1 protein-coding gene is annotated in these 814 nt (G+C 67.8%); it reads left to right on the top strand.

From position 1 onward, the window contains the following. A partial coding sequence (locus IEZ00_RS33305; RefSeq protein WP_229796361.1) for a cbb3-type cytochrome c oxidase subunit I occupies positions 1-814 on the top strand: 814 nt, incomplete at both ends.

Genomic DNA, 814 nt, shown 5'->3' with positions numbered 1-814 from the left:
GCTCGCCGGACGTGGCCTTCCCCCGGCTCAACGCCTTCTCGTACTGGCTGTTCCTGTTCGGCGGGCTGACCGTGCTCAGCTCCCTGCTCACGCCGGGGGGCGCGGCGGACTTCGGCTGGACGGCGTACCCGCCGCTGAGCGGCGCGGCGCACGCCCCCGGCGTCGGAGCGGACCTGTGGATCGCGGGCTTGGCCGTCAGCGGCCTGGGCACCATCCTCGGCGCGGTCAACATGGTCACCACCGTGGTCTGCCTGCGCGCGCCGGGCATGACCATGTTCCGGATGCCCATCTTCACCTGGAACATCTTCATCACCAGCATCCTGGTCCTGCTGGCCTTCCCGATCCTGACCGCCGGTCTGCTGGGCCTGCTGGCCGACCGGAAGCTGGGCGCGCACGTGTTCGACCCGGCCAACGGCGGGGTGATCCTGTGGCAGCACCTGTTCTGGTTCTTCGGCCACCCCGAGGTCTACATCATCGCGCTGCCGTTCTTCGGCATCGTGTCGGAGATCTTCCCGGTGTTCAGCCGCAAGCCGCTGTTCGGCTACAAGGGCCTGGTCTTCGCCACGCTGGCGATCGCGGCGCTGTCGGTGGCGGTGTGGGCGCACCACATGTTCGCCACCGGAGCGGTCCTGCTGCCGTTCTTCTCGCTGATGACCTTCCTCATCGCGGTGCCCACCGGCATCAAGTTCTTCAACTGGATCGGCACCATGTGGAAGGGCCGGTTGACCTTCGAGACTCCGATGCTGTTCAGCATCGGCTTCCTGGTCACCTTCCTGCTGGGCGGCCTGACCGGCATCCTGCTGGCCTCCCCGCC

Origin of the sequence: Saccharothrix coeruleofusca, assembly GCF_014648515.1 — a bacterium.
Classification (GTDB): domain Bacteria; phylum Actinomycetota; class Actinomycetes; order Mycobacteriales; family Pseudonocardiaceae; genus Actinosynnema; species Actinosynnema coeruleofuscum.
Note: the sequence above shows the minus strand (reverse complement) of the source record. Positions and strands in the feature narration are given on the sequence as shown.